We start from the raw sequence: 24,204 nt of genomic DNA on the forward strand, positions 1-24,204 counted from the left end.
ATAACTTAAAGAACTCTGTTAGCTAACAGAACTACTTTAGAGCCTGTAAGCGCTCACGCAGCTTAGCTAGCTCCTGCGAAATGGCCTTTGGCAGTTTGTCACCGAACTGAGAGAAATACTGTTCAGTATCGTCAGTCTCGGCTAACCAGGCATCAGGATCAATGGCATACATCTTGTCCCATTCATCCTTACCCAAATCCAGACCTTCTAGGTTGAAGTCCTCAAAACGAGGATAGTAGCCGGTCGGACCCTCGATCGCATCAACCTGACCAGATGCACGCCGCACAATCCAATCCAATACGCGAGAGTTATCGCCATAGCCTGGCCACAAGAAGTTGCCGTCCTCGTCCTTACGGAACCAGTTAACCTGGTAAACCTTGGGGAACTTTTCGCCCAGCTTATCCTGCATTTCTAGCCAGTGACCCCAGTAGTCAGCCATGTTGTAGCCACAGAAAGGCAGCATTGCGAACGGGTCGTGACGCAGGGAGCCAACCGCGCCCTCAGCGGCAGCGGTCTGCTCCGAAGCTACCGAAGCACCAATGAATACGCCGTGAGCCGGGGAATACTGTTCAGCAACCAACGGAACATTGGAGGCGCGACGTCCACCGAACAAAATAGCGGTAACCGGAACGCCCTCCGGAGCTTCCCAATCGGGGCAAACAATCGGGCATTGAGAGGCAGGAGTAGTGAAACGGCTGTTCGGGTGAGCAGCTTTCTCGCCAGACTCTGGAGTCCAATCATTGCCGTGCCAATCAATCAGATGTGCAGGGGTATCTCCGTCAATGCCTTCCCACCAGACGTCACCGTCATCGGTGAGGGCCACATTGGTGAAGATAGTGTTTTCCTTCATGGTCTCCATAGCCATCGGGTTGGTCTTGTACGAGGTGCCCGGAGCAACCCCGAAGAAACCAGCCTCCGGGTTGATAGCCCGCAAAGTTCCGTCCTCGCCAGGACGCATCCAAGCAATATCGTCACCAACGGTTTCAACCTTGTAACCCGGAATGGTGGGTTGCAGCATCGCCAGGTTGGTCTTGCCGCAGGCAGAGGGGAAAGCAGCAGTTACGTGATACTGCTGACCGTTCTTTTCGTCGGTTAGACGCAGAATCAGCATGTGCTCTGCCATCCAGCCGTCACGGCGAGCCATAGTGGAGGCGATACGCAGGGCGTAGCACTTCTTGCCCAGCAGGGCGTTCCCGCCGTAGCCAGAACCAAAGGACCAAATCTCGTTGGTTTCAGGGAAGTGAGTGATGTACTTTTCGTCATTGCAAGGCCAGGCTTCATCAGTCTCGCCCTCGGCAAGCGGTTTGCCAACGGAGTGAACTGCCGGAACCCAGGGGCGACCCTCGTTAATCAAATCCATTGCCTTAGCTCCCATGCGGGTCATGATTCGCATATTGCAGACCACGTAGGGGGAGTCAGAGATTTCGATACCCAGCTGGGAAATCGGGCCACCCAGCGGCCCCATGGAGAAGGGGATAACATACATGGTGCGACCAGCCATAGCACCATCGAACTTTTCGTTCAGGATTTTCTTCATTTCAGCCGGGTCATACCAGTTGTTGGTCGGACCGGCATCCTCTTCCTTTTCGCAGCAAATATAGGTGCGGGACTCTACACGAGCCACATCGGAGGGGAGGGAACGAGCCAGGAACGAATTAGGACGCTTTTCAGGATTCAAGCGGGTAAACATCCCGGTTTCTACCATCAAATCGGTTAGGCGAGTCCATTCAGCTTCGGATCCATCGCAGAACTCGATAGCCTTGGGTTTGGTCAATTCAGCAATCTTTACCACCCAATCAACAACTTCTTTAGGTGCGTTTGCTGGGGCAGCAGCCAGAATATCTTTCTCATTCACTGTCATTTAATAATGCCTCCTGCGGCAGTAGACACGGCAACACGTGGTTGCTCTTACCCTTCTATTGTCGGTCATAGTTCCCGCATTCTCTAGTGCGCAGCTCTAAAAGTTAGCCAAAAGAGCTGTGACCTGACTCATAGAACAGCTACTTTAGGCCGTTAGCCATATTCAAAACTGGCTTTTGGTTAAAGAGACGCTCCCGCGCCTCGCTCGCCCCTGTCTGCGCCCTGCCGCCTAAACCCCTCCTTATCTCCCCCCGGCACGCCCTCGACCAACCTGATTCACCCGCAGCTTGTACCTCTCGCTTTCTTCCTCCTGGAGAAACCAAGATACGCGACGGGCGCAAACTGCGCGCCGACCCCAACCCACCCCGACAAGTTCCCGGGCGTCCTCCTAACCGTCTTAACTCAAAATCGGAGATCCCCAAACCCCTATCGAGGACGAAGGCAGATTTAGCGCGCACAAAATACTCTTTTAGGGAGTTAATTGCGGCTTTGGCTAGCATTTGCGCCCTTTACACTATGATTAAAGGCGTAAGGAAAAGTGGGAAAAGGTATCTGGATTGGTACTTTGCATACAGGGAGGCAGATTGTGAATCGTAAACGGCTCCTAGCCTTAACGTTGCTGCCTTTGGCGCTGATTCTTTCTGCCTGCCAGTCCTATACTCAAATGCAGATTTACGATAATGACACCTACTCTTTCAGCACGCACCTGATGCAGCCCCGGACTGCGCAAGATATTAAATGCAAAGACCAGATTCCCGGGATTGAGGATTATCTCAAAACTGCACAAGTGACCATCACCGATAAATCCACTGACCAGCTTTCCGATTGCACCATTACCGTCAAGGCGCAGCATATTTCGCAAGCCAAAAAACCTTTTGTAACCATTAAACATGTTGGTGACAGCTATGTGGTCAAACTTGACCCGGTGCAGAGCCTAGATTTTTTGGATACCCAAACCGACCAGTTCAGTCTGTCGATTTCTTTCCCCGGTCCGGTTCTTAAAACTGACAGCTATTCTGGGGCGAGCATGAAAGGAAATACTGTCACCTGGAAAAACCCGCAAGTCTTGGTTAAAGGTTTTGAAGTGCGCGGGCAGGATCATCCGGGGATAACTATGAACCAAAAATGGGCAATCGGATTCCTGATAATCCTGGTCATTTTGGGAACCTCATTTGTGGTCTTTCGTAAACATCCCCGTGTCGCCCCGATTTGGAACAAGCTAACGCAGGGTTTGCGTTCTTTCGCTGATTTTTGCCGTAATCTGTTCTTCCGCGCTTTAAGCTACCTGGATTTGGGGAGCACTTCTAGCGGGAAACGCTCGAAGAAATCTAAACGCCGAGGACGCAAATAGGGTAATCCCCATAGTTACGTTTCCAACTGCTAATATCCCTGTCCCCAAGGGTAGATAATCCCGCACAATCCCGTAGAGATTCTCTGCACTTTTGCCCCATATAACCCGGAAATCCCAATCTTGGAGTTGCACCGGTAATCAACTAAATGGGGGTGGGTGATGTCAGCAGTTCTATCAACATCTGCCCGGCTGCCGCTGCCGGCGACCAATTCCCCAACTTGTTTACTCTGGGGATTTCCACCTGCGCAGCTAAAGTTTCTATCGCAAATGATTTCCCTTGCCAGTTTTCGGGCTACCACTGCGGTTTTGCCTAAAAGTAGCCAGATAAGCCTTGCGATTGCACCTCCTGAAGCTAATCTAGGATTTTTACCCCCTAAGCTAGCTGTAATTAGGGCAGATTTCTCTCACCATGCTGCGCCATTACCAGGGGTTTTCCAGCTTCCTTGTGAACTAAACTCTTTTTTAGCTCGGGTGGATTACCTTTGCTATCCTCCTAAAGCTAACTGCATTAACGTTTTCGGTTTGACAGCGGGTGCTGGCTGTTCTTCGGTTGCTTTCGGACTGGCTAACACTGCCACTAACTCGGTATATGTGGATGCTAGCAGCAGCGATCCCCAGGATTCTCCCTCCGGTTATTCTCCTGGGTTACGCCGTCTAGGTTTTCCCGCAATCCCTGAATTTTCGTCTATTAGTATCGAGGGTGACCTGCTAGTTTCGCGTCTAGGTCAGGTTTTACCTCGGGTAGGCAGAACTCGCTTTCTTAGCCTAGGCAGCCGAAATCCGCGACATATCGCCTATATAAGTTCACTACTTTCTCGTGCGTTTTCACTGGTTATTTGGGATTGGGGTCAGCTTAAATCTGAGGATTTAAGCCCGGGAGTTACTGGAAAGAACCTGGTGATAGCTGATTATCGCCACGCTTCAGAAAATCGCTACTACCTGCGCTTACTTCGCCAAACTGATGTGCTAATAGTTACTAACCGCGCCCCCAAGAAATTCTTTCTATCAAAATCAAGGTCAGGGAACCTCTCCTTAACTAACTGCCGCGAACTTAAACATATTCAACGGCAAGGTTTAGGGCTCGCCTGGACTGGTGGTTTCCAAAACCAGGTAACTCGGCTGCTACAAACGATTCTTGAGGACGCGCAATGAGCTCTTTTCAAAACCTGGGCTTGCGTATCCGTAACGCTCTTTTTACTTCTCCTGACCATGACGCCCAAAATCCTGATTTACGGCTACAAATCGCCGAGGGGCATTCCCCAGTTGAGGTAGTTCGCACCGGAAGTGCTCCCACTGCCGGAATGAGTCATCTAATTTCCGATTTGGCGAATATAAATGCTGAACTTGCTGGTTTTGGACCCCAGCTTGCTCCCTTGATTCAAGATCCCTCAGTCACAGACATTTTAATCAATGGACCATCTGAGGTTTGGGTTGATAGTGGCAGCGGTCTAAACAAGACTACACTTAACTTCGGCTCTGCTCCTAAGTTGCGATCCTTGGCAGTTAGATTAGCGGGGGCAGCGGGAAAACGCCTAGATGATGCGGCGCCGATTGCCGACGGCACGCTGCCTGGCGGGATTCGTCTACATGCAGTATTACCTCCCCTCGCGGTTCCCTATCCGGTTATTTCTTTACGTTGTCCCAGGGCAAGGGGGCTTAACTTTGGTCAGCTAGTTAAATCCCGAACCGTTTCGGCAGCATTAGTGCCGGTAATAACCGCGTTGGTTAAACGGCGTGCCTCCTGTTTTATCTCAGGCGCTACTGGCAGCGGGAAAACCACCTTGCTGTCTGCTCTGCTCGAAATGGTGCCTGCGAATCAGCGAATCGTGTGTATCGAAGAAGTATCTGAGCTTTTCCCCTCCCATCCTCATCTAATTCATCTGCAAGAGCGCCAAGCCAATGTGCAGGGAGCGGGAGCCGTTCCTATGTCGCAGCTGGTGCGGGCAGCTATGCGGATGCGACCTGACCGTATTGTTTTGGGGGAATGTCGAGGTGCAGAGGTTCGTGAGGTGCTGTCGGCGATGAACACCGGACATGAGGGCACCTGGGCTACGGTTCATGCCAATGCGGTCACAGATGTGCCTGCACGCCTGGTGGCACTGGGAGCCTTGGCTTTAATGCCGGAATCAACTATTGGGGCGCAGGTCGTGGCGGGAATAGATGCGTTTTTGCAGATTCGTCGCTGTAGCGAGCAGGGGAGAACCAGGCGCTATATTTCGGAGATTGGAATTCCCTTTTGGGATAGAGGACGGCTAGCTGCCGGTTTAGCCTTGCAGGTTAGTCCCGCCGGGAATTTACTGCGTGGGGAGTATTGGCGCGAGTTATCAGCGCTAATCGATATCAATCTTGAGAACCTACCGGAGGTATAATGAACTGGCAAACCACTACTTTTCTTGCTGTTTTATTGTTTCTGATGGCTTTACCTTGGCATCTGCCAGATGCTGTAAATCCGATTAATCCCACTCCTAAAAGCATTCTACTTACCGGGGTAGCTAATCTCTGCCAGCATTGTCGTTCCTCCTTTTTGCGCCGCTTTAATCCCAAACCTCAGCTGGCTGCGGCAGTAATTGAGGTAGCTAGCCGTCTAAATGCCGGGTCAGATTCTGAAAGTGCCTGGTTAAAAACTTTGCCTCGTCACGGCTTCGACCCTCCTGCCAGTGCTAATGCTAGCGATTTGGAGGCAGCAATTAAGCCCCATTTAACCAGTTGGGAAAGGAATTCTTTAACTGGTCTACTAGCTGCTGTGCGCTTTTCACAGGCGCTTGGCGCGCCCCTATCACAGGTACTCACCGGTTGCGCTGACTCGCTCACTGAAGCATCTCGCGCCGCCCGTGCCCGCAAAGTTGCTTTGACCGCACCGAAAACCTCCGCCCTGATACTCGGATTCTTACCTTTAGGAGGAATTGCTCTGGGTGTCCTCTTGGGAGCTAATCCCTTGGCAGCAATTTTTTCTGGTGGTCTAGCCACGATTAGTGCGCTGGGCGGGGTTATCGCCTTACTGTCAGGGATGTTTTGGATGTTTCGTCTAGTTTCCCAAGCTGAAAAGGCATAGTCATGTTTTATCTAGGCATCTGGTTTTTCCTGGGCGCTCTACCTTGGTTTTTACCGGAAAAACCCCAAAATGCCACCAGCGTAACCCCAAACGCCCCAAAACGGATTAGCACCCTCGACCCGGCAGTTATTCTAGATTTAGCAAGTGCGGGTCTAGCTGCTGGTTCTTCAATTCCACGGGTTCTTAGCGCCCTAGCTATTGCCTGTGAAGAGCCTCGCCTAACGCAGGTTTCCAAGGCGCTCCTATTTGGGGTGAGCTGGAATGATTCCTGGTCTTTACTGCTGAAAGAAAAAGCTAGTCCCGAGTGGGCAAGCTATTTATCTCAGGCGCTGGAGCCAGCCTGGAAAGATGGGGTTGCCCCTGATGCACTGCTAAAAGGAAGCGGAATCAGAGTACGTGCCAACCGTGAGCAGCGCGCTCGGCAAGCGGCTCAAAAGCTATCAGTCCACCTGGTAATTCCCTTGGGAATATGCCAATTACCGGCATTTATCCTCCTTGGGATAGTGCCGGTAATCTTGGCGGGACTGGAAAAAATCTAGCTGTTAGTTACTAGATTCTTTATTGACCCCGGTAGTTGCTTGACCGCCTTGGGTTTTCGCAACTTCGTCTAGCTCGTCCTCATTCAGCGCTAAACCGGCACTTACCAGCGACTGATTACGTTCCCTGGCCACCGCGTCATAGTCTAATTGGCTCTTCATTCGACCTTGGGCAATATCAATCACCAAACCGATAGCCAACATTAAGAACGAGGGAATCAACCAACCCAAACCTAGGGATGCCATCGGGATAGTGTTATCAATCCATTGAGTAACTTGTGCAGCAACCTGTGAACCCTCAAACAGACCACAGGCAGCCTTTATCCCATCGAACAGACCGAATGCTGCTGCCACCCATACCGAAAGCCGGTAAGCCCAAAACATATGCCCCGGAATGAAAATATCCAGTAAACAGGTAACTACCAGCATGATTGTTATCGGGTAGCAGAACATCATTACCGGGATTATCGCATCCAAAAGTGACTTCAAACCTAAGTTTGCAATCGCTAAAGAAACCAGCACATGTAAAATCACCCAAACCGGACGAGATACCCGGGGGAATAGTCCCTGGAAGAACTGGGTTGATGCCTCGATTAGACCGATGGCAGTAGTTAGACAGGCCAAAATAGCAATTGCGCCCAAAACTATCCGACCGGTAGAACCGAACAGGTATTGGGCGGCAAATGCCAGACCTTCACCGCCATCTTTAACTTCTGGATTAAGTCGTCCTACCCGCGAACCTACCATCGACAAGCCGAAGTAGATTATCCCCAGGAAGAATGCTGCAATCACTCCCGAGAACGCAGTTACCTTGAAAAGCTGCCTGCCGGGCTGGAATCCTTTATGTCGCAAAGCGCGAATAATCACCACGCCGAACACGAAAGATGCAATCGCGTCTAGAGTGCCGTAGCCATCAAATACACCTTTCAAGGTGGGGTTAGAAGCATATTTTTCAATCGGAGCTGCCTCCGAGGGAGACATGGTGGCTACCGCCGCAATAATCATTACTGCCAACAAAACAAGCAGCGCCGGAGTGAGCAGACCGCCAATCCGGTCAAGCACGTTGCGGGGATTTAGACACAAGAAACCGGCGATTCCGAAGAAAACCAGGGTATAAACAAATAACCAAAGGTGCGAATCACCAGCAGCTGCCTGAAAAGACATGGAATAGGAGGCAGCACCAGTACGCGGAATCGCATATAGCATTCCGGTGGACAAGAAGATTAACCAGCAGTAAATCAATCCGGGATAGTGCGAGATGCGTTCAATAATCCCCAGCACCCCTGAAGATGAGGTTGCGGCGGCAATCATCCCTGCCATCGGCAGCAACACACCCGTAAGCATAAAACCAACAGTCGCCGGTACTTGCTCAACCCCGGATTCTACCCCGATCATTACCGGGAAAATCAGGTTTCCAGCCCCAAAGAACATGGCGAATAATGCCAGCCCGGTCACCACCACACTGCGAACACTTGTTTTGCTATTCATTCCTTGTATTCTCCACTCTAACTTGTTAAACCTTTTTAGTTTTACCAAGCTCAGCTAGGATTCATAATTATCTTTCGCCATTTGATACTGCGCTAATATGTGTTAAGCAGTATTTTCGGTTTATAACTGTGCGCAGTTTTACAAATGAACAGGTGAGGTGAGGTGTTTGCAGATAGAAGCGCAGCTTTCTCCGCTAGATGAGTATTTTCAGCGTCTATCCGCACTGCTCGCACCGACCCCTATCTTGCGCCGAAACCAAATAGTTAAAGCCGTACGCTCCACAGTTCGCGAATTAGAGGAAACCGCTGCCCTGCCTCGGCTCTACACCTATGAGCAGCTGGAAGCCTATCTGGGGAGCCCCGACCAGGTAGTTGCGATAGCGGAAGCTGATTTAACCGTAATTAAAGCCGGGAATGGTTTCCAGGTTATTCAAGCGGCAGATAGTATGGCTAATGGCGCTTCCAACTGGGGAAAGGCTGCTGCCCGGGTTCGGATTGAGGATGCACAGCTGCTACGTAAATACGGCGACCTGATGGGATGGGGCGAAAATACTCCTCCCGCTCCCGTAAAACCAGATTACATAGATACCAAACTGGAATCTTTAGTTAAGTCACCGCGTGCTCGCCACGGACTTTTCACCTACTTTTTACCCCTGGCTTTCGGTATTTCCTCTATCGCTACCGCGCTGTTTGTACCCCTCGGGTTTTTCCTGGGAATATTCGGTTTGTCAGTGACGATTTATTTGTGGCGTAAACACGTTCGCCCAGTTTGGCCACGAGTGTTTTGTACTTTAGCGGCTCTATTTGCAATCGTTTGTACCCTGGTGGCAACTTTACGTTTGCTTGGATATGGCTCTTAAGCTGACAGCTTTTAACCCGCAGCCCCTGGCAGAGCCCGCAGCCTTTACCAACTTTCCTTATTGCAGGAAGCTGTCTCCCGTGCCGTGCCACACTTTTGTTTTAGCTCTTGCGCCCCTAGTGGGTAGCCGCTTCCCTGCGTAGCGCCGCGACCTCGGATAATACAATCCCGGTCGCTACCGCAGCGTTCAAAGATTCAACTTGGGAAGAAATCTCAATTCGGGTAAGCAGGTCGCAGTTCTCTTTTACCAAACGGGAAATCCCGCCGCCCTCAGCTCCGGTTACCAGTGCTAACGGCCCGTCAGCCAAGTCAGATTCGCGTACCGAGGACGTGCCAGCGCCGTCCAGTCCCATTACGAAACAGCCGCGCTCTTTACATTGGTTAATGGCGTTCACCAGGTTAGATACCCGCGCAATCGGTAGGCGCGCCGCAGCTCCGGCGGAGGCTTTCCAGGCGGTTACGTTCATAGTGGCACTGCGCCGCAGTGGGATTACTACCCCACTGGCCCCAAAAGCGGCCGCGCTACGCACAATAGCGCCCAGATTGTGAGGATCGGTAACCCCATCTAATAGGACGATTAACGGCGGGGTAGCGTTGTTTTCGGCATTTTCAAACAAATCTTCTAAGTCGCTGTATGCAAACTCGGGAACTTCTATCGCTACCCCTTGGTGAACCGCTCCCTCGGTAGCTAAGTCCAAGTCAGAGCGGGGGACTTCCACAATTGGGGAGCCTTGGGCACTTGCCTTGGAAAGCAGGAGCGATAGTTTCTTATTTGCCGCCAGATTTCCTGCCACAAACACCCGGCTCACCGGCATATCTGATTGCAGAGCCTCCAATACCGGGTTACGTCCCGCGACCAATTGGTGACCGCGGCGCACATGGATTAGGGAACGTTTGGCACGCGCCTTGCGTTGAGCTGCCTGCGTTTCTTCGCGCCGCTCTTTTTGGATACGGGCGCGATAGGCGGCATGGTAAGGGCGATTTTCGGCTTTCGGGGTTGGTCCTTTTGCCCGTAAACCGCGTTTAGGTCCGCCACTGCCTTTGGGAGCACCTTTCTTGTCGGTACGTTTTAGTCTTCCGTGATGATCTCCGCGAACTGCCATATTACAAACCTTAACTTAAATGCCAAGTGGAGCCGCCAGCTCCGTCCTCAATAATTATTCCCGCCGCGCCTAAGCGGTCACGAATCCCGTCCGCGCGCGCCCAATCCTTTTCTTTGCGCGCCTGAACTCGCTGTTCCAACTGGTCAGTAACGAGTTTTTCTAAAGCAGCAGCGGCGGCAGAATCGTTTCCGCCGTCAGTTTCCCGCCACTGCGCAGATAGTGGATCTAGCCCCAATATCTCTAGCATGGCGCGAATCTGGATGGCTACCTTTGCGCCTTCGCCAGTTTTCCCGCTATCAAATGCGGTATTAGCTTGTTTGATTTTCTCGTGTATCACCGCTTGAGCAGCCGCGATATTTAAATCATCGTCCATAGCTTCGCAAAAAGCCTCCGGGAGGGGGGTTGCTGCTAACTCTGGGGCACTGGCCTCAGCAACCTCGGGCGCTGCCTGGGTAAAACGCGCCAGGGAAGAAGCAAACTTATTCCAAGTTTCGCCTGCCTGTTCCAAGGTTTCTGGGGAATACTCCACGGTGGAACGGTAGTGGGTAGTCCCTAAGGCGAGCCGCAACACCGCTGCCGGGGTGGTTTTCAAAATCTCCGAAACCACCAGGGAATTCCCCAGCGATTTTGACATTTTTTCGCCCTTAATGGTTACCCAGGCGTTATGCATCCAGTATTTTGCGAATGGCCAACCGGCACCGTGAGATTGTGCCTGTTCATTTTCATGATGGGGGAAACGCAGGTCAATTCCGCCCCCGTGAATATCGAAGGCTTCGCCCAGATAGCGCCGGGACATTGCCGAGCACTCTAAATGCCAGCCGGGACGACCTTTGCCCCAGGGGGAATCCCATTTAGCAGTCTCGGGTTCGCTGTCTTTTGCTGCCTTCCAGAGGGCGAAGTCCCGCGAATCGCGTTTTCCCGCCTCGGTTTGGTTATCGATCTGGCTCTCGTCCTCGGTAGTTCGCATATCGGAGAGCTTTTGCCGGGTCAGCGAGCCGTAGTCTTTGAGGGATTTAACATCAAAATAGACGTTTCCATTCCCATCACTATAGGCGTGACCAGCATCTATGAGACGCTGGGTGAGGGCGATTTGTTCAGGAATCTGCCCGGTGGCGCGCGGTTCATAGGTCGGGGGCAGCACCCCGAGGGCGCGATAGGCGGCCGCGAATTCTTGCTCGAAGCGGTACGCCCATGCCCACCAGGGCCAGCCAGCCTCGGCGGATTTATTCAAGATTTTGTCGTCAATATCGGTAACGTTACGCACATAGGTAACCTGATAACCGCTGCGGCGCAGCCACCGAATGAGCACGTCAAACGCAATTGCCGAACGCACGTGTCCTATATGGGGAGAGCCTTGCACAGTTGCGCCACATAAATAAATGCCCACGTGTCCGGCTTTTACCGGTTCAAAGTCCACGATGCGGTGACGGGCAGAATCATATATCCGAAGGCTCATAGCCCCATGCTATCGGCAAGCAGCCTTAGGGTAGAACTTTCTCTGCCCGGTTTCCCAGAACGCGTCCTCGCCTTTTCCGCTCTCTCAAGTTTCATCTACCGCACCATGGCTACCAACTTCAGGGCAAGATAGATAAACTCGGATAGTAAGTGTGCAAGGCTGCCGGGTAAATCTAGCCAGCAGCCTTGCAAAAATCCTTATTCGAGAGGAATAGTTCATGCCCGCACTGATTGTTGTCGGAGCCCAATGGGGAGACGAAGGAAAGGGTAAAGTCACCGACCTGGTCGGTCAGAGCGTGGATTGGGTGGTGAAATTTAACGGCGGCAATAACGCTGGTCACACCATTGTAGTAGGGGATCAAAAATTTGGTTTACATCTTATCCCCGCCGGCATTCTCTCGCCTACCGTCACCCCGGTTATCGGTAATGGGGTGGTTGTTGATTTAGAGGTAATGTTTGCGGAAATCAAAATGCTCGAAGATGCTGGGGTGGATTGTTCTCGGCTGCGCATCTCCGCTAATGCTCATATTATTCCGCCTTACAACAAGGTCATGGATGGACTGGCAGAACGGTCTTTGGGTGAACGCAAGATTGGCACTACCGGTCGAGGGATTGGTCCTACCTATGCGGATAAGATGAACCGGGTAGGGCTGCGGATTCAGGATTTATTTGACGAATCGATTTTGCGGCAAAAAGTTCGCTCCGCTTTGTCGGGTAAAAACTTTGTGATTGAAAAACAGTTCTCAGAGAACCCCATCGACCCGGAAGCTATTTCCGACCAGCTGCTTTCTTATGTCGAGAGAGTGCGTCCTATGGTTTTTGATTGCACTAAAGAGCTAAACCTGGCGTTAAATCGCGGGGAAACCGTGCTCTTAGAGGGCGGTCAGGCCACGATGCTCGATATTGATCATGGGACTTACCCCTTTGTTACTTCTTCTTCTTGCACCGCCGGTGGTGCGTGTTCAGGAGCGGGGATTGGACCGACCCGCATTGACCGGGTGATTGGAATCGCTAAGGCTTACACGACTCGGGTTGGGGAAGGTCCTTTCCCGACAGAGCTTTTTGGTCAAGAGGGCGACGACTTACGTCAGGCGGGCGGGGAGTTCGGGGTAACTACCGGCAGACCACGTCGCACCGGTTGGTTTGATTCGGTGGTTGCTCGCTATGCTGCTCGGGTTAATGGGCTTACTGATTTGGTAATCACCAAGTTAGATGTGCTTTCGCGCTATGAGCAGATTCCAGTATGTGTAGCCTACGATGTAGACGGTCAGCGCTTTGATGATTTACCTGCTGATCAGACTTCTTTCCATCACGCCCAGCCGATTTATGAAATGCTGCCTGGCTGGAAAGAAGATATTACCGGTTGCCAGACTTTTGCGGATTTGCCTGTTAAGGCTCGCGACTACATCCTGCGTTTAGAGGAACTGTCTGAGTGTCGTATCAGTGTAATCGGGGTAGGTGCTGACCGCTCTGCAACTATTGTGCGGCACGAGTTGCTGGATTAGTTCGATTAACTTTAGGCAGTAATCTGCTTATCTGATAGCGCACAAAGTGACTTTTTCCAGGTTACGCGGCGCGGTTAGCTCCGATAATAGTCCGCGTATTCTATTGTGGGGTTGTATAGACTGCACAATTTCGTTGGAGGTCAGATGAGTAATAACGAGCCGGAGAACGACTTAACTACCCGCACCTGGTTCGTAGGTGAAGATTCTGAAGAGGAACAAGCTCCCGAAGATACCTTGATTCCTGGTGAACACGCTTCTCCTGCTGCTCCTGGAAATGATTCCTTAATCGCTGGTGATGGTTTCAATCCTGCGTCTTCGCCCTCTAGCGAGGAAGATGAATCCCTGGGGAAGCTAGATCACGTGGATAACGTAATTTCCGGTGCAGACGATAGTGAGGACGACTTCCCCAAGCAGGAAGAAAGCCCTCTTCCGCAAGCAGAGGTCGAACCGGAGATTTCAGATAATTCCGGTGGCGATATTGATGCGCCGGCTCCGCAGCGTAAATCACTTACTGAACGCACCCCCAAGGTAGAGGAAGATTCTTCCTTCAGCGAACCGGTAACTGCGAAAGAGGTGGAAAGCACTGCTGAACGCCGTTATTCGCTGCTTAATGGACAGGATAATGCCCCTGCTCCTGCAAAAGATGATTCCCCGAATTGGGATTCAGTCGAGGAAACTGAACCTGAAGAGGTCTTAACCACTGCGCAGCGGGAAAAGAGTTTTGAGGACACGATTTTCGAGGGCGCAACTGTTAAACCTACGGTACCGTCGCGGGCAGCGGCTCATGTTTGGTCATTACTGCTTTTTATACTGCTTGTTCCAGTTACCTGGTATTTGGTTTTGGATGTAGCAACCCGGCTACGTACGCGCGGGGGCGATATGTTACTGCCCACTTCTGCTCTTGATGCTGGTCAATGGCTAGAGGTAGCGTTCGCTCTGATAGCGGTGTTTATTTTGCTGTTAATAGCAAGATTCTCTTCTTTAGGAGCTTTTATTACCGGTTTGCTGCTCACCGTGGGAGGAGCTTTCTTCCTGGTTGTGCCCGCTAAAACCGCTGCGGCATTGGATTCGTTCCTGACCGCTTTGGATAATGCTGGTCAGCAAGGTCATTTCTATCAGGCTCTGCCTAGTAATATTGCACATCATTTGGCATGGTCGGGTGGCTCTGGAATGTTGTTATTTGCCGGTCTAGCCCTGTTGGGAATAGGTTTCCTTTCCCATAGTGCTCGTCGTGCGGGACGTAAAGATTACCTAATCGAACGCAAAGTTAAAGCGGCAGACGATAGCCAAGATAACAAGATGACTGCCAGCTAGTTTGCCTAGATGCTAATAGTTTGAGGGGGGTGGCAACCAAATGGTTGCCACCCCCCGCAAAAGTTTTAGTCACCTGATTGTGGGGCTATAGGGTTAATGCTCTGTTTTAGAGCATTAACCCTATTTTTAGCGAGCGCGCCTGGCTAGGCGATCAACGTCAATCAAGGTAACAGCGCGTCCTTCCAGGCGTATCCAACCACGAGAAACAAACTCTGCCAAGGATTTGTTTACGGTTTCACGTGATGCCCCTACTAGCTGCGCCAGCTCTTCTTGAGTCAGATCGTGGGGAACGTGAATACCGTCCTCGGTACGGATTCCGAAACGGTCAGCCAAATCCAGGAGCGCTTTCGCAACCCGGCCGGGGACATCGGAGAACACCAGGTCGGCTAGTGCCTCGTTGGTGCGTCGTAGCCGCTTGGCGAGTGCTTTTAACATATGTTTCGCCAATGAAGGATTATCGTCCAGGAAGTCCATTAAATCAGCATGGTTTAGGAACACTAGACGCGCTGGAGATACCGCCGTGGCGGTAGTGGAACGCTGTCCCGGATCAAAAAGGGTGAGCTCGCCCAGAATTTCACCAGGTCCTAAAACCGCTAGTAGGTTTTCGCGACCGTCAGGGGACTGGTGGGATAGTTTTACTTTCCCTTCGGCCACAATATATAAACGGTCGCCATCGTCGCCCTCTTCAAACAGGTTTTCTCCACGTCGTAACGTGGTTTGCCCCATCATAGAGAATAGGCGCATTTGCGCGTCCTGATTTAGTCCCTCGAACAGGGGAACTCTGGCTAGAAAGGACGAATCCAAGCTAATCACTCCTTACAGAAAATATCGATAGCTAACGAAAAGTACATACCGCTTTAACATTACTCGCTTGTTGTGACATATGCCACCTGAGGGGCGGCGTGTTTTCTACATTCTGGGGTATTCGGAAATTTCTCGCAGCTACCTGGGACTTCAATCCCCCTATCGAGGAAGGGATGGAAGAGGGAATGCCTAATAATTAAGGCAAATTGGCGTTAGCTATTTTTCGTTACGCTGTCGCTGTATCCATTCGGTTAGTTCCATCCGCTTGCCGGTATAGAAGGGCGTATCCTGGCGGACGTGCAGGCGAGCTTCACAGTCCCGCTGCTGACGCAGTACCCCCATAATCCGATTAATGTCATCGGATTCTAGGGTCACTGACCATTCATAATCATTAAGCGCAAAGGTCGCCAAAGTAGAAACCGCTACGTCCAGGTAACCTGCGCCATTGCGACCATGCTCGGCGAGCATGGCACTGCGTTTAGCCTTGGGCAGGTAATACCACTCGAGGGAACGTACAAACGGGTAAACCGCCGCATAGGCACGTGGTGCCCAACCACCGAAGCAGGCAGGCAGGTGGGGCTTATTGAACTCCGCAGTCATATGGGCACTCATAATCGACCACACCGGTACCAGGTAGCTGCCTAAGCGCGAGTTCAACACTGCATGATAGGCATCTTGGAGCTTGTCATTTGATTCATCTAGGAACCAGAACATTAAATCAGCGTCTGCACGGTAACCGGCAACGTCATACCAGCCACGTACAGTTACTCCCAGTTTCGCAATCTCTTCCTCGAGCTCTCGCGCCATAGCTGCCCGCTCAGCTTCCTCGGCAGGTAGCGGCAAAGCTAGCTCGAAAACCGCGTGCATGGAAAAGTTATTGCGCGCATTCACTTCCTCGGGATCTACCTTGTAATCGCGAGGATCAGGGGATACATCGTTAGGCATTGGGTGAGCCATTATTTTCTCCTTTTAGCTTTAGCTTATTAGCTGTTTAATCTTTTCTGATTTCAAACTCGACAGGCAGGTCAAGAGCATTTTTGCTGCCTCTAGAATCTCCGGGGGGCGCCCAGGCTGGCCATCGGGGTTCTAAAGCGTCTTGGGCATAGGCGACCTCGCCTCCTGCTTTTTCCTGGGCGCGCTCCTTTACTAAATCTGCAAGCGCTCCAATAAAACCAGGTTCTATGCCTACCGTTGGCACCCGCAAATAGTTAAGTCCCAACTGGGCTGCAGTTTCTTTAGCTTCGGTATCCAGGTCGTAAACCACTTCCATATGGTCACAGATAAACCCGATAGGTACGCAGACTACGTCAGTTACGCCCTCTGCTTTCAGCTGTGCTAAGCGGTCGTTAATATCGGGCTCTAACCAGGGCATTTGTGGCGGACCGGAGCGGGAACAATAGGACAAATCCCAGTTCAGCTCCCGTCCCAGCTCTTTACTTGCCCTCGCCGCGACCTCGGAGCATACCTGTTGGTGTTGGCGCACATAGTCGGGGCGGCAGTTATCGACAGGACCAGAGCATTCCTGCATGGCACGGGGAATCGAGTGGGTCACGAAAGCGACATAGGGGAGATGTTCACTGTCTTTTTCTAGATTCCGCACCGCTTCTAACAGTCGTTTCGTATAAGCTGCTACAAAGCCTTCAGTAGTGTAGTAGGCGCGCACTTTATCTAGTTCCAGCGATAAATCCTGAGCCTGTAGCTGGGATTTCGCGGCTGCTAAGTCTTCCCGGTATTGCCGGCACCCCGAATAGCAAACATAGGCGGAAGTAAAAATACAAAGTACCCGTTTTAACCCCCGCATAGCCAGGTCGCATAGGGTGTCGTGGATAAAGGGATGCCAGTTACGGTTGCCGATTACTACTTCGATATCTTCCCCCCGCCGGCTCAGTTCCAGCTCGAGGGCGCGCCGGATTTCCAGGTTACGCGCATTTATGGGGCTAATTCCGTGGAAACGTCCATAGTGGGTGGAAACCTGTTTTAACCTCTCGTCAGGAACTCCCCGCCCGGAGGTAGCGTTGCGCATAAACGGCAACACGTCCTCCATTTGGCGCGGCCCTCCATAGCTGACCAGCATTACCGCATCATATTGGGCAGAAATCTCGCTCACCGTGCCTCCTTTTCGCCTGGAGAGTCCTTTTTTACCTCAGTAACTTTCAAGCCGGTTACCGGGCAGGCAGGTTCGGTATCTCCCGATTTTGGCGGTGTTTCTACAGCTAATCCCCAAACTTGTTGGAGGGCGTTTACGTATTCGCGCCCCAGCCCTTCGCGTCCGGCGCGATGAGCATTTATGGTGGGGATATGGGCTAGACGAGCCGCCAGGTGTCGCAGCGCATATTCGACTTCTGCGCGCGCAATATATTCCCCATTTGGCAAGCGGGAGATTTCATCAGCCAGCATCTGGCGAAAACTCTCGCGCAGCGCTACTACTACCGAATCCATCTGGCGGTCAGCTAACAGCTGCTCGGTTTTCTTAACCCCCTCGGATACGATTTGTTCCGCCCGCTCGACTTGGGCTTTTCCTGCTTCCGGTACGTGAGCGCTGATTTCTTCTAAGTTGATTACTTTTACCCGCTCAAGGTCGGCTACCCCGTCCTCGATATCGGTTTGTAGAGCTAAATCGAGAATCGTCTTTTCTCCGCTAGATAGCGCTAAAGCCCGTCCTACTTCCTCTTTTGTTAATACCGGCGCACCCATACCCCGGCAGGTAACAATTAAAGTCGCTGCCTGTAAAGCCGTAACTAGCTGGTCTTTGGCTACCGCTTCGAGGTCGTGTCCAGATGCGAAGCGTTCGGCACGCCCGGAGGTGGAATAAACCGCAATATCTTGCACCCCTTTGGCGCGCAGTGCTGCGACAGTGGCTCCCGCATATGAACCGGTGCCAATCAAGAGCGTGGGGGTTCCTGCCAATGGATTTATGTATTCAGCAGCCATTTCGAGGGCGCAGGCAACTACTGAACGTCCCTGGGAGGCTAGCCCGGTTAGATGTGCAACCCGGCGGGAGGTGCTGAGTGCTTCTTGGCAGGCACGGGTGATAGTTGCAGATGAAACTCGGTTTTGGGTAGCAACGGTGAGGGCGCGGCGCAGCTGTCCAGAGATTTCTCGTTCCCCCACCACCATGGAGTCTAGTCCGCAGGCGACTGTAAATAAATGTTCCAAAACCTGCCGGTCACGGCGAATCTCGCAGTCGGTACCTAACCGGGATTGGATATAGCTGTCTACTGCTTTTTGCTGTTCAGTGCTGGTTGTGGGTGCAGTTTCGATGATTATTTCCACTCGGTTACAGGTGGAAAGTGGTAGCACTCCCTGTGCTTCGGGTAGCCGTTGCAATAGGTCTTTGGGTAGTCCCTCGATGGTACTGGCGGCTGTGGCTACGGCGTTTAGCCCGTGCCGGAGATGATGTACCGAATAGGAAGAAAGACCCACCTGCTCATTAGACCATTTTTTTATTTTTTGAAAAGGACGGGGCGTTTTGTTTGCTCTCGTGTCTTACTGTTTTCTGTTTTCCCAGTCCAGGGGGTTGCAAAAGAATAATTATCTGCCAGAGTGTCACTAAGAATTAGGTTATTTCGCAACAGACAGATGCGGAAAATGTGTCATAAAAAGCTGACCGCTTTTGACCTTGCGATATTTACCGGGGCGGTAATCCAAATCTGGTTTGTTTTGCTTTGTTTTGCGCCCACCTAACTTGCCGTAGATGATGGAAATATGTCTGAGCAAAATTCTTTCCTACAAGCCGTTCGCGGCCTGCGCCCCGAGAAAACTCCAGTTTGGTTTATGCGCCAAGCCGGGCGTTCCTTGCCCGAGTATCGCCGCCTGCGCGCCGGTAACGATATGCTCACTGCCTGCACTACCCCTGAACTGGCAGCGGAAATAACCCTGCAACCGGTGCGCCGCTACGGGGTAGATGCCGCGATTTTCTTCTCCGATATTGTCACCCCCCTGTATTTGGCGGGTTTAAAAGTAGAGATTGTCCCCGGTAAAGGCCCGGTTTTCGCCGACCCGATCCTGAGCCCTAAGGACGTAGACCGCCTCACCAGTTTTAAAGGCTTTGATCCGGATTGTATTACCGAGGCTGCTCAAATGGTTTGCGCGGAACTCGGCGATACTCCGCTAATTGCTTTCGCGGCTGCGCCTTTTACACTGGCCTCCTACCTAATTGGAGATACCCGCTCGAAGAATCACCTGGAAGCGCGGGCTTTTATGCATTCTTACCCGGATGCCTGGAACCGGCTCGCCAGCTGGTGTGCGGATATGTCGGCGGCATTCCTGGCCGCCCAGATTGCCGGTGGGGCGCGTACCGCTCAAGTTTTCGACTCGTGGGTGGGCGACCTTTCACGCGCCGATTACCAAACCTATTGCCTTGAACATTCTCGGGTAGTGATTGATTCTGCTCATGCCCACGGAGTCCCGGTGATTCATTTCGGGGTGGGCGCGGCCTCCCTGCTGGATTTGATGCGCGATGCCGGTGCCGAATGTATTGGGGTTGATTGGCGGCTACCTCTAAGTGAAGCCGTAAAGCTAATCGAACATGGACCTGGTGACCAATTTGCGGTGCAAGGCAATATTGACCCCGCCGTTTTGTTCGCTCCCCAGCAGATACGCCGCGACCACGTAGCTCAGGTGCTAGCGGAGGGCACGCAGGCCGCCGCCCATATCGTCAATCTGGGACATGGGGTACCGCCGAATGCCGACCCCGCGGTTTTACAAGAAATCGTCGACCAGGTACATACTACTGCCTAGCGCCAATTTAGCTTTTGACCGGCAAATACCCCCTAATTAGGTGGAAAACTAGCGCTAAAAGCCCGAACATAACCAGGCAGACCAGCTGAGCTAAAATGATGGTCACATGCCCAATATCGTGTATTACGCAATAAAGTGCTGGGATTATTAAAAGCAATAATGCGGTAGCCCAAAACAATATTTCCAGGGTTTTTAAATATCTGAAAATCTCATCGCTCGCTACTGTTTGGGAACTGTTCTTATATGCAAAAATAAAAGTAACCAAGCAAGCTAATAGAATCGGCAGTAAAACTATCCATCCCACGATTCCCCAGATAGTGCCGTATTTTAATCCCCATTTTTCTGACAGCTCGACAAACAGGAAAAACTCCACAACCGCCGATAAAACCACTGACAGACATCCCAGAGCGCTAAAAACTGCGGTTGATTTTACAATCGACTACTTCATGGAGACTCCTTAGTAGGATACGAAACCGCTTAATGGCATTAGGGTAACCTAAATAAATAATATTTTGAACGTCATGTCAATAGATTTAATTTAACGTTACCAATTAGTTACCTAAGGTTTTAGCTATCAACTATTGGCATTTGCTTGATTACTGCACTACTTTCATTAAAGTAGATACTCACACTGACGGAGATGTTATGGAGACCCTTGAGCAGCTTGCAGATTACGATATTTTGGTTATCGGAGGAGGGCTGGCCGGTTTAACCAGCGCCTATACTCTGCAAAAACAGGGCGCGCGGGTAGCGGTGATTGAAGAGCGAGGACGCCCCGGCGGCCTGATCTGTTCGGGGCGTTTTGGGGACTTTACCTTCGATATTGGCGCTGAAGCTTTCGCGGCCGGAGCTAGCGAAGTTAAAGATTTATGCGGCGAGCTAGGTTTACCGCTGGTGGCTCCGAGCGGCAAATCCTGGATTTTTCACCACGCTCGCGCTGGTCACTCCGAGGGCGCGCTTCCGATTCCCCACGGAATGTTAGGGATTCCTGCCAGCCTAGATGACCCAGGCATTGTGGGAGCGCTTAGTGAAGAAGAAATGCAGCGCGCCCGTGAGGACTTAACTATGGGCCCGCAGGTAGGGGCGGAAGAAACCACCGTCACCGGTCTGGTAACTGCCCGCCTAGGAAAAGCGGTTTTAGAAAAAGTAGTTGCGCCCGTTGCCGGGGGGATTCACTCGGCAAGCACCGACCGCCTAAACGCCGATACCGTGCTGCGCGGACTGCGTCCCGCCCTAAAAGAACACGGATCGCTAGTGAAAGCAGTCGCCGCTTTGCGCGGACTAAAGCCCGGCAAACCCGCCGTGCTCGCCCCCGAGGGAGGAATGTTCCGCCTGGTAGAAACCTTAGCGCAGCGTATTGAAGAGGGCGGGGGGCTAATTTTGTCTCATGTGCGCGGCCTCGAACTGGAACCGGTTGAAAATGAATCTGATGCCGCTGATAGTCCCGCTACCGACTCGAATCAGCCCGGCTCAGCAGGTTGGAAGGTCACCGTTTCTAACACCAAATCGGGGTCGACTCCCGGGGCAAGCCCGATTGACATTGGCGAAGCCGTAACTGTCACTGTCCCGCAGGTAGTAGTGGCTTTACCAGGCTATTTAGCCGCACCGATGCTACGCAAAGTACCAGGGATTGCAGTCGGTGAGCTCCCCCAGGGCGGGCCGATTGCGCATGTCACCTTATTTGTAGATTGCCCGGCCTTGGATGCTCATCCGCGCGGTTCTGGAATGCTGGTACAACGCCCCAGCAGTAAAGATATTGAGAACGGCTGCGTGGGAGCGAAAGCTATCACCCATTACACTTCCAAATGGCCTTGGGCGCAGGAAGCTGCCGGTAAAGGTCGCCACCTGCTGAGAGTATCTTATGGTTGGGCAAACGGCCCGGAGATTCCGGTATCGGTCGAGGGCGCGTTAAAGGATGCTTCCCGACTGCTGGGGGTAGCGATTTCTCCAGAGCAACTGCTCGGTTCGATGATTATTCACTGGGATGGCTCTCTGCCACCTTTCACCCCTAAGCACCGGGAAATGACCGCGAAACTGCTGGAAGATATAAGCGTTTATCCCGGTCTGGATTTGGTGGGGTCTTGGGTGGCCGGTTCGGGGATTGCCGCGGTAGTCCGTCAGGCGCAAACCATTAAATTGCGTGGTACCGGCTGGATTAGCGAGGCGGAGATGGACGCCTTGGTTTTGGGTACTCGCGCCTCCCGCCTGGCAGTTACTCAATCGGAAACCGTAGCTAACGCTTTGCGCGCTCAGGGACTAAATGTGCAACTGCGGCAAGTGCGCACCGCCGGCGATATTTCCCGCGCCTCTTTACAAAAACTGGGGGGCGTTGGGGTGTTTGCCGCGCAACTACGTCTAGCACTCTTGGAGGAAAACTGTCATTTAGCAGTGCATTCTTTCAAAGATTTACCCACCCAGCCGGCAGTTGGACTAAAAGTTGCGGCGATTCCGAGCCGCGCCGATGCCCGGGACGCCCTGTGCGCCGCTCCCGGTTTAACTTTGGATACTTTGCCCCAGGGAGCCAAAGTAGGGACGGGTTCTCCGCGCCGCGCCGCCCAAATCCTGGCTTTACGTCCCGACCTCAAAATCGTGGATATTCGCGGCAATGTGCCTACCCGCCTGGGCAGGGTGAAAGGCATTACCGCTCCTGAGGCCGACTTTACTGATGGCCGGGAAATGCGGGAAAAAATCTCGCAGGGCGCACACGACTTAGATGCAGTGATTTTGGCGGCGGCCGGTTTGGATCGGATTGGGCTGGGCGCTTACGCCAATGAGCGTTTCCATCCTGAACAGCTGCTGCCAGCCCCAGCGCAAGGGGCGCTCGCGGTGGAGGCTTCAGAGGCAGCGCTTCAAGCCCACCCCGATTTAGCGGCCGCGCTGGAAGAGCTTAATGACCTGGCAACTGCGCTTACTTCTACGGCGGAGCGGGCAGTGTTAGCGGAGCTAAACGCCGGGTGCGCCGCGCCGGTAGGAGCCTTTGCTCAGATGCAGGCGGGCAAACTAACCCTGACTGCCGCGATTATTTCCTTGGATGGTACTCGCGAGGTACGTATCAATGATTCCTTGCAGTCCGATCCGGAAAAAACCTTCGCCGAGATGCTTGACCAGGCGCGCCAGCTCGGTCAAAACGTGGCGCGCGCCCTCCTAGAATCTGGGGGCGCCGAACTCGCTGACCTGGGCGCCGCTAAGGCGCGTGGCTAATATCCGCAACAGGAAACTATTTTCGGAGGGCGACTATGGCATTTACGGTGGCACTTACGGCAGGACCAACGCGCCCGTTAGCAAAAAAATTACAAGCAGAATTGCCGGAATGTCGTATAGTTAGCGCTCCGGTTACCCGTTCGCGCCCGGTTAGCGAGCCGCGAATATCTGAGTGTCTAAACAGTTTACGGCGCGGGGAATATAGCTGGGTGGTGATTACTTCTGCCCGCACCGTCAAGTATTTACAGCAGCTGTTAGCTGTCGAACCGCCTATAAAAACCTTTCCCCAGGTAGCTACAGTAGGTAAAGCCAGTACGCTGGCCGCAAGCAAGGCTGGCTGGAATGTTACTTTGCAGGCAGGCGGTAACGCCACGGATTTGGCGCGCTGTTTCGCTAATTTAACCCCCAGTCCCTCCCGCCCTTCCCGGGTGTTCTTGCCGGGATCAGCGCTCAGTAAACCCAACCTCGCTGCAGCATTAAGCGACCTAGGCTACCAGGTTGATAGCTGCGCCCTCTACACCATGACCCCGGTTTCTGCGTGTCCGGAGGAATATTTCCGAGCCGATGCGGTAGCGGTTACTTCTGGCTCTAACCTGCGCGCCCTCGCTGATTTCGGGATATTTAGTTCCTGCAGCCCGCCCTCAGCTCCAGCCCAACCTCGCCTAGTTTGTATCGGGAAACCTAGCGCCCAAGTGGCAGCGCAACTGGGGTTGAAAGTTGCGGCAGTAGCGAAAACTCCTGATGCCGCTGGGTTAGCCCAAGCAATCAGTTCGTGTAGGCAGTAAACCCCACGCTTTCCTAGACGTAGGAAATAAAACCTGGTTCTTGCCGAGCAGCTACCAGATAATGTTTACCCAACCCATTTTTCCTGCATATATGCGTTAGGTTCGGAATGCTAAAATGAAGTATGACTTATATGCCGCCAGAAAACAATGCG

The 24,204-nt window shown here is 52.4% G+C and carries 22 protein-coding genes; 12 read left to right on the forward strand and 10 right to left on the reverse strand.

Features of this window, described 5'->3' with window-relative positions:
- Positions 1 to 31 precede the first annotated feature (31 nt).
- A complete protein-coding gene (locus PG728_RS04565; protein WP_270626064.1) occupies positions 32 to 1,861 on the reverse strand; it encodes a phosphoenolpyruvate carboxykinase (GTP) in 1,830 nt (609 codons plus the stop codon).
- 537 nt (positions 1,862 to 2,398) lie between these two features.
- Here PG728_RS04565 and PG728_RS04570 point away from each other — a divergent pair.
- The 6 genes from PG728_RS04570 to PG728_RS04595 all read left to right on the forward strand — a co-directional run bounded on the left by PG728_RS04570 (position 2,399) and on the right by PG728_RS04595 (position 6,802).
- Positions 2,399 to 3,211 carry an LppM family (lipo)protein gene (locus tag PG728_RS04570; protein ID WP_270626065.1) on the forward strand — a complete coding sequence of 271 codons (813 nt, stop codon included), beginning with the start codon at positions 2,399 to 2,401 and terminating at the stop codon, positions 3,209 to 3,211.
- 146 nt (positions 3,212 to 3,357) lie between these two features.
- On the forward strand, positions 3,358 to 3,525 hold the full coding sequence (locus PG728_RS04575; RefSeq protein WP_270626066.1) for a hypothetical protein: 168 nt from the start codon (positions 3,358 to 3,360) through the stop codon (positions 3,523 to 3,525).
- A 157-nt stretch (positions 3,526 to 3,682) separates the two neighbouring features.
- Positions 3,683 to 4,363: a hypothetical protein gene (locus tag PG728_RS04580; protein ID WP_270626067.1), complete on the forward strand. Its 681-nt coding sequence runs from the start codon at positions 3,683 to 3,685 to the stop codon at positions 4,361 to 4,363.
- Positions 4,360 to 5,580, forward strand: coding sequence for a TadA family conjugal transfer-associated ATPase (locus PG728_RS04585; RefSeq protein ID WP_270626068.1), 1,221 nt, complete (start codon positions 4,360 to 4,362; stop codon positions 5,578 to 5,580). The genes PG728_RS04580 and PG728_RS04585 overlap by 4 nt, the downstream gene beginning before the upstream one ends.
- A complete protein-coding gene (locus PG728_RS04590) occupies positions 5,580 to 6,263 on the forward strand; it encodes a type II secretion system F family protein (protein ID WP_270626069.1) in 684 nt (227 codons plus the stop codon). The genes PG728_RS04585 and PG728_RS04590 overlap by 1 nt, the downstream gene beginning before the upstream one ends.
- Positions 6,264 to 6,265: 2 nt before the next feature.
- The gene (locus tag PG728_RS04595; protein WP_072510518.1) at positions 6,266 to 6,802 is read left to right on the forward strand and encodes a hypothetical protein; all 537 of its coding nucleotides are present in this window, start codon (positions 6,266 to 6,268) and stop codon (positions 6,800 to 6,802) included.
- Between the two features lie 3 nt (positions 6,803 to 6,805).
- On the opposite strand, the gene brnQ is transcribed toward PG728_RS04595, so the two are convergent.
- On the reverse strand, positions 6,806 to 8,287 hold the full coding sequence (gene brnQ / locus PG728_RS04600) for a branched-chain amino acid transport system II carrier protein (RefSeq protein WP_270626070.1): 1,482 nt from the start codon (positions 8,285 to 8,287) through the stop codon (positions 6,806 to 6,808).
- Between the two features lie 166 nt (positions 8,288 to 8,453).
- On the opposite strand from brnQ, the gene PG728_RS04605 reads away from it, so the two are divergent.
- Positions 8,454 to 9,146, forward strand: a complete 693-nt coding sequence (locus tag PG728_RS04605; protein ID WP_270626071.1) for a hypothetical protein — start codon at positions 8,454 to 8,456, stop codon at positions 9,144 to 9,146.
- A 115-nt stretch (positions 9,147 to 9,261) separates the two neighbouring features.
- Here PG728_RS04605 and rlmB read toward each other — a convergent pair whose 3' ends face one another.
- Both rlmB and cysS read right to left on the reverse strand, forming a co-directional pair.
- Entirely contained in the window at positions 9,262 to 10,248 is a 987-nt protein-coding gene (rlmB, locus tag PG728_RS04610) for a 23S rRNA (guanosine(2251)-2'-O)-methyltransferase RlmB (RefSeq protein ID WP_270626072.1), read from the reverse strand.
- A gap of 10 nt (positions 10,249 to 10,258) precedes the next feature.
- Positions 10,259 to 11,704, reverse strand: coding sequence for a cysteine--tRNA ligase (cysS, locus tag PG728_RS04615; RefSeq protein ID WP_270626073.1), 1,446 nt, complete (start codon positions 11,702 to 11,704; stop codon positions 10,259 to 10,261).
- A gap of 217 nt (positions 11,705 to 11,921) precedes the next feature.
- Here cysS and PG728_RS04620 point away from each other — a divergent pair, with 217 nt between their 5' ends.
- Positions 11,922 to 13,208 (forward strand): adenylosuccinate synthase, encoded by a 1,287-nt coding sequence (locus tag PG728_RS04620; protein WP_270626074.1) that lies wholly within the window; start codon positions 11,922 to 11,924, stop codon positions 13,206 to 13,208.
- 144 nt (positions 13,209 to 13,352) lie between these two features.
- The gene (locus tag PG728_RS04625) at positions 13,353 to 14,522 is read left to right on the forward strand and encodes an EamA family transporter (RefSeq protein ID WP_270626075.1); all 1,170 of its coding nucleotides are present in this window, start codon (positions 13,353 to 13,355) and stop codon (positions 14,520 to 14,522) included.
- A 126-nt stretch (positions 14,523 to 14,648) separates the two neighbouring features.
- Here the strand turns inward: PG728_RS04625 and PG728_RS04630 are convergent, their stop codons facing one another.
- The 5 genes from PG728_RS04630 to PG728_RS04650 all read right to left on the reverse strand — a co-directional run bounded on the left by PG728_RS04630 (position 14,649) and on the right by PG728_RS04650 (position 19,043).
- The gene (locus PG728_RS04630; RefSeq protein ID WP_079985995.1) at positions 14,649 to 15,266 is read right to left on the reverse strand and encodes a Crp/Fnr family transcriptional regulator; all 618 of its coding nucleotides are present in this window, start codon (positions 15,264 to 15,266) and stop codon (positions 14,649 to 14,651) included.
- A 276-nt stretch (positions 15,267 to 15,542) separates the two neighbouring features.
- Complete coding sequence (gene hemQ, locus PG728_RS04635; RefSeq protein WP_270626077.1) at positions 15,543 to 16,283, reverse strand: hydrogen peroxide-dependent heme synthase; 741 nt, start codon at positions 16,281 to 16,283, stop codon at positions 15,543 to 15,545.
- A gap of 34 nt (positions 16,284 to 16,317) precedes the next feature.
- The gene (gene hemH / locus PG728_RS04640) at positions 16,318 to 17,433 is read right to left on the reverse strand and encodes a ferrochelatase (protein WP_270626078.1); all 1,116 of its coding nucleotides are present in this window, start codon (positions 17,431 to 17,433) and stop codon (positions 16,318 to 16,320) included.
- Positions 17,430 to 18,749, reverse strand: coding sequence for a glutamyl-tRNA reductase (locus PG728_RS04645; RefSeq protein WP_270626079.1), 1,320 nt, complete (start codon positions 18,747 to 18,749; stop codon positions 17,430 to 17,432). Before PG728_RS04645 ends, hemH begins: the two co-directional genes overlap by 4 nt.
- Positions 18,750 to 18,887: 138 nt before the next feature.
- Positions 18,888 to 19,043 (reverse strand): hypothetical protein, encoded by a 156-nt coding sequence (locus tag PG728_RS04650; protein ID WP_270626080.1) that lies wholly within the window; start codon positions 19,041 to 19,043, stop codon positions 18,888 to 18,890.
- Between PG728_RS04650 and hemE the strand changes: the two genes are divergently transcribed.
- The gene (gene hemE / locus PG728_RS04655; protein WP_270626081.1) at positions 19,032 to 20,066 is read left to right on the forward strand and encodes a uroporphyrinogen decarboxylase; all 1,035 of its coding nucleotides are present in this window, start codon (positions 19,032 to 19,034) and stop codon (positions 20,064 to 20,066) included. The two genes, PG728_RS04650 and hemE, sit on opposite strands and share 12 nt — an antisense overlap.
- A 7-nt stretch (positions 20,067 to 20,073) precedes the next feature.
- Here the strand turns inward: hemE and PG728_RS04660 are convergent, their stop codons facing one another.
- Positions 20,074 to 20,457 (reverse strand): hypothetical protein, encoded by a 384-nt coding sequence (locus PG728_RS04660; RefSeq protein ID WP_270626082.1) that lies wholly within the window; start codon positions 20,455 to 20,457, stop codon positions 20,074 to 20,076.
- 197 nt (positions 20,458 to 20,654) lie between these two features.
- Between PG728_RS04660 and hemC the strand changes: the two genes are divergently transcribed.
- Both hemC and PG728_RS04675 read left to right on the forward strand, forming a co-directional pair.
- Positions 20,655 to 23,267 carry a hydroxymethylbilane synthase gene (hemC, locus tag PG728_RS09315; protein ID WP_333558164.1) on the forward strand — a complete coding sequence of 871 codons (2,613 nt, stop codon included), beginning with the start codon at positions 20,655 to 20,657 and terminating at the stop codon, positions 23,265 to 23,267.
- Between the two features lie 35 nt (positions 23,268 to 23,302).
- On the forward strand, positions 23,303 to 24,052 hold the full coding sequence (locus PG728_RS04675; RefSeq protein ID WP_270626083.1) for a uroporphyrinogen-III synthase: 750 nt from the start codon (positions 23,303 to 23,305) through the stop codon (positions 24,050 to 24,052).
- Positions 24,053 to 24,204 lie beyond the last annotated feature (152 nt).

This window comes from Varibaculum timonense, from assembly GCF_027694345.1.
Taxonomy (GTDB): domain Bacteria; phylum Actinomycetota; class Actinomycetes; order Actinomycetales; family Actinomycetaceae; genus Varibaculum; species Varibaculum timonense_A.

Coding starts and splice junctions, on each gene's coding strand:
- PG728_RS04565 (WP_270626064.1), bottom strand. CDS start 1,861: ATGACAGTGAATGAGAAAGATATTCTGGCTGCTGCCCCAGCAAACGCA.
- PG728_RS04575 (WP_270626066.1), top strand. CDS start 3,358: ATGGGGGTGGGTGATGTCAGCAGTTCTATCAACATCTGCCCGGCTGCC.
- PG728_RS04585 (WP_270626068.1), top strand. CDS start 4,360: ATGAGCTCTTTTCAAAACCTGGGCTTGCGTATCCGTAACGCTCTTTTT.
- PG728_RS04590 (WP_270626069.1), top strand. CDS start 5,580: ATGAACTGGCAAACCACTACTTTTCTTGCTGTTTTATTGTTTCTGATG.
- PG728_RS04595 (WP_072510518.1), top strand. CDS start 6,266: ATGTTTTATCTAGGCATCTGGTTTTTCCTGGGCGCTCTACCTTGGTTT.
- brnQ (WP_270626070.1), bottom strand. CDS start 8,287: ATGAATAGCAAAACAAGTGTTCGCAGTGTGGTGGTGACCGGGCTGGCA.
- rlmB (WP_270626072.1), bottom strand. CDS start 10,248: ATGGCAGTTCGCGGAGATCATCACGGAAGACTAAAACGTACCGACAAG.
- cysS (WP_270626073.1), bottom strand. CDS start 11,704: ATGAGCCTTCGGATATATGATTCTGCCCGTCACCGCATCGTGGACTTT.
- PG728_RS04620 (WP_270626074.1), top strand. CDS start 11,922: ATGCCCGCACTGATTGTTGTCGGAGCCCAATGGGGAGACGAAGGAAAG.
- PG728_RS04625 (WP_270626075.1), top strand. CDS start 13,353: ATGAGTAATAACGAGCCGGAGAACGACTTAACTACCCGCACCTGGTTC.
- PG728_RS04630 (WP_079985995.1), bottom strand. CDS start 15,266: ATGCGCCTATTCTCTATGATGGGGCAAACCACGTTACGACGTGGAGAA.
- hemQ (WP_270626077.1), bottom strand. CDS start 16,283: ATGGCTCACCCAATGCCTAACGATGTATCCCCTGATCCTCGCGATTAC.
- hemE (WP_270626081.1), top strand. CDS start 19,032: ATGTCTGAGCAAAATTCTTTCCTACAAGCCGTTCGCGGCCTGCGCCCC.
- PG728_RS04675 (WP_270626083.1), top strand. CDS start 23,303: ATGGCATTTACGGTGGCACTTACGGCAGGACCAACGCGCCCGTTAGCA.